Annotated in this window: 7 protein-coding genes; 3 read left to right on the top strand and 4 right to left on the bottom strand. The window is 62.0% G+C overall.

The genetic code is table 11. The features are described from left to right. The 4 genes from CKW40_RS41655 to rpsL all read right to left on the bottom strand — a co-directional run. Window positions 1–127: GTP-binding protein (locus CKW40_RS41655; RefSeq protein WP_244571411.1), on the bottom strand; the 127-nt coding region annotated here is incomplete at its 3' end. Window positions 128–194: 67 nt separating this feature from the next. Continuing rightward, window positions 195–2,285, bottom strand: coding sequence for an elongation factor G (gene fusA, locus CKW40_RS41650; protein WP_095205311.1), 2,091 nt, complete (start codon window positions 2,283–2,285; stop codon window positions 195–197). Window positions 2,286–2,314: 29 nt separating this feature from the next. Continuing rightward, a complete protein-coding gene (rpsG, locus tag CKW40_RS41645) occupies window positions 2,315–2,785 on the bottom strand; it encodes a 30S ribosomal protein S7 (protein ID WP_008875664.1) in 471 nt (156 codons plus the stop codon). Window positions 2,786–2,845: 60 nt separating this feature from the next. After that, on the bottom strand, window positions 2,846–3,217 hold the full coding sequence (rpsL, locus tag CKW40_RS41640) for a 30S ribosomal protein S12 (protein WP_006333356.1): 372 nt from the start codon (window positions 3,215–3,217) through the stop codon (window positions 2,846–2,848). A 483-nt stretch (window positions 3,218–3,700) separates the two neighbouring features. On the opposite strand from rpsL, the gene CKW40_RS41635 reads away from it, so the two are divergent. From CKW40_RS41635 to CKW40_RS41625, 3 genes are all read left to right on the top strand, one after another. Continuing rightward, window positions 3,701–3,982, top strand: a complete 282-nt coding sequence (locus tag CKW40_RS41635) for a transcriptional regulator (RefSeq protein ID WP_095205310.1) — start codon at window positions 3,701–3,703, stop codon at window positions 3,980–3,982. Between the two features lie 16 nt (window positions 3,983–3,998). Beyond that, window positions 3,999–5,111 carry a PLP-dependent cysteine synthase family protein gene (locus CKW40_RS41630; RefSeq protein ID WP_244571556.1) on the top strand — a complete coding sequence of 371 codons (1,113 nt, stop codon included), beginning with the start codon at window positions 3,999–4,001 and terminating at the stop codon, window positions 5,109–5,111. A 65-nt stretch (window positions 5,112–5,176) separates the two neighbouring features. Continuing rightward, window positions 5,177–6,103, top strand: a complete 927-nt coding sequence (locus tag CKW40_RS41625; protein ID WP_095205308.1) for a Gfo/Idh/MocA family protein — start codon at window positions 5,177–5,179, stop codon at window positions 6,101–6,103. Window positions 6,104–6,394 lie beyond the last annotated feature (291 nt).

The raw sequence follows: 6,394 nt of genomic DNA, 5'->3' as shown, positions 1-6,394 counted from the left end.
CGTAGCGCTTGTACTCGCCAAAATACTTCGTGATCGCCGCCGTCAGCGACGTCTTGCCATGGTCAACGTGACCAATCGTGCCGATGTTCACATGAGGCTTAGTGCGCTCGAATTTACCTTTTGCCATGTGATGTCTCCATTTCCTGCTCGCCCAAGCGGGCTTTGAATTGCGTTACCGCGACGGCTCTTTCGAGTTACGCGTATTTTTTCTGGACTTCCTGAGCGACCGCGGTCGGGACCGGCTCGTAGTGATCGAACTGCATCGTGTAGGCCGCGCGGCCCTGGCTCATCGAGCGCAGGTTGTCGACGTACTTGAACATGTTGGCTAGCGGCACCATCGCGTTGATGACGACGGCCACGCCACGCGCTTCCTGGCCCTGGATCTGGCCACGACGGCCGTTCAGGTCACCGATGACGCTACCGACATAGTCTTCCGGCGTCACGACTTCGACCTTCATGATCGGCTCGAGCAGCTGCACGCCAAGCTTGGGTGCGGCTTCACGGAAGCAGGCGCGGGACGCGATTTCGAAGGCCAGCACCGAGGAGTCGACGTCGTGGTAAGCGCCGTCGATCAGCGTCGCCCTGACGCCGATCATCGGGAAGCCCGCGAACGGACCTGCGCCCATGACGCTCTGGATGCCCTTTTCGACGCCCGGGATGTATTCCTTGGGCACGGCGCCGCCGACGATCTTGGATTCGAAGACGAACTCTTCGCTCTCCGTGTTCGGCTCGAAGATAACCTTGACGCGGGCGAACTGGCCGGTACCGCCGGTCTGCTTCTTGTGCGTGTAGTCCTGCTCGTGCTTGCGGGTGATCGTCTCGCGATAGGCCACCTGCGGAGCGCCGACATTGGCTTCGACCTTGAACTCGCGACGCATGCGGTCGACGATGATGTCGAGGTGCAATTCGCCCATGCCGGAGATGATGGTCTGGCCGCTTTCCTCGTCAGTCTTGACGCGGAAGGACGGATCCTCGGCAGCCAGGCGGTGAAGGGCGAGGCCCATCTTTTCCTGGTCGTTCTTGGTCTTCGGCTCGATGGCGATCTGAATGACCGGATCGGGGAATTCCATGCGCTCGAGGATGACCGGATGCAGCGGATCGCACAGCGTGTCGCCGGTGGTCGTGTCCTTGAGGCCAGCCAGGGCGACGATGTCACCGGCGAAAGCTTCTTCGACGTCGGCGCGCGAATTCGCATGCATCTGCAGCATGCGGCCGATGCGCTCTTTCTTGCCCTTCACGGTGTTGTCGACCGAGATGCCCTTGGTGAGCTTGCCCGAATAGATGCGGGCGAAGGTCAACGAACCGACGAACGGGTCGTTCATGATCTTGAAGGCGAGCATCGACAGCGGCTCGTCGTCGACCGCATGACGCTCGATCTCGGCGTCGGTCTTGGCATCGACACCCTTGATGGCGGGAACGTCGGCCGGCGACGGCAGGTATTCGACGACGGCGTCGAGCAGCGGCTGCACGCCCTTGTTCTTGAAGGCCGAGCCGCAGAACATCGGGAAGAACTTGACCGCGATCGTGCCCTTGCGGATCAGCGAACGGATCTCGTCATTGCCCGGCATCTTGCCTTCGAGGTAGTTCTCGAGAGCCGTCTCGTCCATTTCGACGGCGGCTTCGATCATCTTCTCGCGGTATTCCTCGGCACGAGCCTGAAGGTCGGCCGGGATCTCGACGACGTCCCAGGCAGCGCCCAGCGTCTCGTCACGCCAGACAAGCGCGTTCATCTCGACGAGGTCGACGACGCCCTTGAATTCGGTCTCGGCACCAATCGGCAGCTGCATGACGACAGCCTGCGCACCAAGGCGCGAACCGATCATCTCGACCGAGCGGTAGAAGTCGGCGCCGATCTTGTCCATCTTGTTGCAGAAGATCATGCGCGGCACGCGGTACTTGTCGGCCTGGCGCCAGACGGTTTCCGTCTGCGGCTCGACACCGGCGTTGGCGTCGAGCAGCGCAATGGCGCCGTCGAGCACGCGCAGCGAACGCTCGACTTCGATGGTGAAGTCGACGTGTCCGGGAGTGTCGATGATGTTGAAGCGGCGCATCTTGCCGTCACGGCCCTTCCAGAAGGTCGTGGTGGCGGCGGACGTAATGGTGATGCCGCGTTCCTGCTCCTGCTCCATCCAGTCCATGGTGGCAGCGCCGTCGTGCACTTCGCCGATCTTGTGCGACTTGCCCGTGTAATAGAGGACGCGCTCGGTGGTCGTCGTCTTGCCGGCGTCAATATGCGCCATGATACCGAAATTGCGGTAGTCTTCGATTTTGTATTCGCGGGCCATCGTAGCTGCCTCTCAGTCCTGTTCGCGCTTTACCAGCGGTAGTGTGCGAAAGCGCGGTTGGCTTCAGCCATCTTGTGGGTGTCTTCACGCTTCTTGACGGCGGTGCCGCGGTTGTTGGCCGCGTCCATCAGCTCGCCCGAGAGGCGGTCGACCATCGTGGTCTCGTTGCGGTTGCGAGCAGCCGCGATCAGCCAGCGAATGGCCAATGCCTGACGGCGCTCGGGGCGCACATCGACCGGAACCTGGTAGGTGGCGCCGCCGACGCGACGCGAACGGACTTCCACATGCGGCGCGACATTGTCGAGCGCCTGATGGAAGACGGTGACCGGCTCCTGCTTGGTCTTCGACTGGACCTGGTCGAGCGCGCCGTAGACGATGGTCTCGGCAACCGACTTCTTGCCGTCATACATGACGGCGTTCATGAACTTGGTAACGATCAGATCACCGAACTTCGGATCCGGGTTGATCTCACGCTTTTCTGCACTGTGACGACGCGACATGGCTTTTGTCTCTCAATCTCGTAGCCCGACGCATTCAAGCAGCGCCAGGGCCGGAAAATCTTACTTCGGACGCTTGGCGCCGTACTTCGAACGGCGCTGCTTGCGGTTCTTCACACCCTGCGTGTCGAGCACGCCGCGGATGATGTGGTAGCGAACGCCCGGAAGATCCTTGACGCGGCCGCCGCGGATCATGACCACGGAGTGTTCCTGAAGGTTGTGACCTTCGCCGGGGATGTACCCGATCACTTCAAAACCATTGGTCAGGCGGATCTTGGCCACCTTGCGCAGCGCCGAGTTCGGCTTCTTCGGCGTCGTTGTATAGACGCGCGTGCAGACGCCCCGCTTCTGCGGGTTCTGCTGCATGGCCGGGACCTTGTTGCGCTTCACCGGCGCAATGCGCGGCTTGCGGATCAGCTGGTTGACGGTAGGCATTAAACCCTCTTGTCTCTCAATTCCGTGTCTCGCCCGGTCAGGGCCGCTCAAAGCGTCATTTCCATACGCAAATTCGGGCCATAAACCGCGTCTCGCGGTCTTGCCCGAACAAATGGCAGAGGAAGCGGAAGCCGCTTCGTGCACGCCGGAAATGTCTTTTCGCTCGTAAAACGAACCCTGTTTGAGGCAAACTCCAAAGCGTGTCGCTTCGGAAGGGAGAGCCTCACATCGGTTCTGACTGGGCGGCTTCTACTCGTAAGCCCGCGAACCGTCAACCCCGCAGCGGCAAATATTGCATTGAAGCCGGGGCTTGGCAGCCATGCGAAAACCGCATGTAATTTTCTTTCGCCGTTTTGCAAGGACGGAGAAGAATGTGACCGGCTTTCGACTGTTGCAAAGCCATGCTTCATGCGAAAAGTCCGCATGAGCAGCCCAAATCCCCTCGCCCACCCAGTCTCTTTGGCAAAAAACAGGAATCAGCCCGTGAACGACAATGAGGAGCGCCCGGTCACCATCATCACCGGCCGGGTGTGGAAGCGCAAAGGCGGCAAAGTGGAGGGCGTGCATGTGATGCTGGTCGCTCCTGACGACGATTCGGCGGTGCGCCGCGCCCTCGAATCGCTTGCGGCGGAAGGTTACGCCGAGGCTGAGCTCGACCAGATCGGCGATATGGATGGCGTGCCGGACGACGAGCCGCATCTCTCCGCCTTCCAGGGCGCGCTCGAAGGCGAAGTGTCGATCGTCACCTTCGACGTGCCGATCTGAACCCAGGGCATAGATGATGGCTGGACCGACAGCGGTTGAACCTGCATCCCGGGCCTGGGCCGACCGGGCGGTCGCCGCAATCGAGGCCGACCAGCACCGGTCGGCCGACACGCACCTCTGGAAACTTGACCTGCCGGCGCTGTCGGGAATCGATTTCTACCTCAAGGATGAATCCACCCATCCTACCGGCAGCCTGAAGCACCGGCTGGCGCGTTCGCTGTTTCTCTATGCACTGTGCAATGGCCTGATCCGCGAAGGCACCCCGGTGGTCGAGGCCTCTTCGGGTTCGACCGCGGTGTCGGAAGCCTATTTCGCCCGCATGATCGGCGTGCCGTTCTATGCGGTGATGCCCCGGTCGACGTCGCGCGAAAAAATCGCCGCGATCGAGCACTATGGCGGCAACTGCCATTTCATCGATGACGGCAGGCGCATCTATGCTGAGTCGGCCGAACTGACCGAACGGCTCGGCGGCCATTTCATGGACCAGTTCACCCATGCCGAACGCGCCACCGACTGGCGCGGCAACAACAACATCGCTGATTCCATCTTCGGACAGATGCGCGAGGAGCGGCATCCCATCCCAAGCTGGATCGTGATGAGTGCCGGGACGGGCGGCACCACGGCCACGATCGGCCGATACCTGCGCTACAAGCGGCACGCCACGCGGCTGTCGGTGGCCGATGTCGAGCGCTCCGCCTTCTTCGAAGGCTCTGCCACGCACGATCGCGAGTGTCGCTGCGAGCAGCCGTCGCGCATCGAAGGCATTGGCCGGCCGCGCATGGAACCGTCCTTCGTACCAAGTGTCATCGATCACATGCTGCGGGTGCCGGATGCCGTATCGCTGGCGGCGATGCGGCTGCTGTCGCGCCGGCTTGGCCGCCGTGTCGGTGGTTCGACCGGCACCAACTTCACCGCCATGTGCTTTCAGGCGGCGCGCATGATCGAGCACGGCAAGACCGGTTCGCTGGTGACGCTGATCTGCGATTCGGGCGACCGCTATGCCAACACCTACTATTCTGATGAATGGCTGGCGGCCAACGGCCTCGACCCCTCGCCTTTCGAACCAGCGATCGAGGCCTTTCTGGCGGGTGGAAAACTGACGCTGCAATTGGAGGAAAGCTGGGGCTGACTCGACTTGCCCGGGGCAAGTGTTCTGATAGAAACGCTCACCATCATCAAACAGACGGAGCGGCCGTGTCCCAGCCCATCAAGATAGGCATCGTCGGCGTCGGCAAGATCGTCCGCGACCAGCACCTGCCGGCCCTGGCGAAAGACCATGACTACCGACTCATCGCGGCTGCCAGCCGGCATGGCAAGGTCGACGGCATCCCGAACTTTCCCACCATCGAAGCGATGCTCGATGCTGTGCCGGGGCTTGAGGCCGTCTCGCTCTGCATGCCGCCGCAATTCCGCTACGATGCCGCGCGCACGGCGCTCGAGGCGAAGAAGCATGTCTTCCTGGAAAAGCCGCCGGGCGCCACGGTCAGCGAGGTCGAGGACCTGAAGGTGCTGGCCGCGAAAAACGGCGTCTCTCTTTTTGCCAGCTGGCACTCGCGCTATGCGCCGGCGGTGGAGGCCGCGCACGGCTTTCTCGCATCGACCCGGCTCCGCTCGGCGGCGATCATCTGGAAAGAAGATGTGCGCCGCTGGCACCCGAACCAGGACTGGATCTGGGCGCCCGGCGGCTTTGGTGTCTTCGATCCCGGCATCAACGCGCTGTCGATCGTGACCCACATCCTGCCGGCGATGTTCATCACCTCGGCGGTGCTCGACTTTCCTGAAAACCGCGCCGCCCCGGTCGCGGCGCAAGTCGTCTTCCGCACCTCGAACGGATTGCCGGTGACAATGGACCTCGACTGGCTGCAAACCGGACCGCAAAGCTGGGACATCCTGGCCGACACGGATGCGGGCAAGATGGTGCTCTCCCGCGGTGGCTCGAAGCTCGCCATCGACGGCCGTATCGTCCATGAGGAACCGGAAGCGGAATACCCGATGCTTTACAAGCGTTTCGCGGAAATCGTGCGCGCCGGCACCTCAGACGTCGATCTCGCGCCGCTGCAGCATGTCGCCGATGCCTTCATGCTCGCCAAGCGCAATGTGGTTGAGGCGTTTTTCGATTGATTTGTGCACGCGACGGGATCGCGGACCTGGCTGGAATGCACGCTCGTGCCAGTCGACCCCCACTCCGTCTCGGCTACGCCGAGCCACCTCTCCCCCGATCGACGGGGTAGAGGAAGGGCGCTGTCCGAACCGGATAGATAGGTAACAGAATGGACCGATAGCATGGGTGACAGTTTTCTTGTCCGCCGGAGGACCGGCGATGGTTTGGCGAGAGACTGGCATCATGGACGAGCGGCTACGGTTTGTTGTGGACTGCCTTGCGGGTGAGGAGACGATGAGTGCGCTTTGTGC

This window comes from Mesorhizobium carmichaelinearum, assembly GCF_900199455.1.
Lineage (GTDB): Bacteria > Pseudomonadota > Alphaproteobacteria > Rhizobiales > Rhizobiaceae > Mesorhizobium > Mesorhizobium carmichaelinearum.
The sequence above is the reverse complement of the archived record's forward strand: the minus strand, read 5'-3'. Positions and strand labels throughout refer to the sequence as shown.

Coding starts and splice junctions, on each gene's coding strand:
- rpsG (WP_008875664.1), bottom strand. CDS start 2,785: ATGTCGCGTCGTCACAGTGCAGAAAAGCGTGAGATCAACCCGGATCCG.
- rpsL (WP_006333356.1), bottom strand. CDS start 3,217: ATGCCTACCGTCAACCAGCTGATCCGCAAGCCGCGCATTGCGCCGGTG.
- fusA (WP_095205311.1), bottom strand. CDS start 2,285: ATGGCCCGCGAATACAAAATCGAAGACTACCGCAATTTCGGTATCATG.
- CKW40_RS41630 (WP_244571556.1), top strand. CDS start 3,999: ATGGCTGGACCGACAGCGGTTGAACCTGCATCCCGGGCCTGGGCCGAC.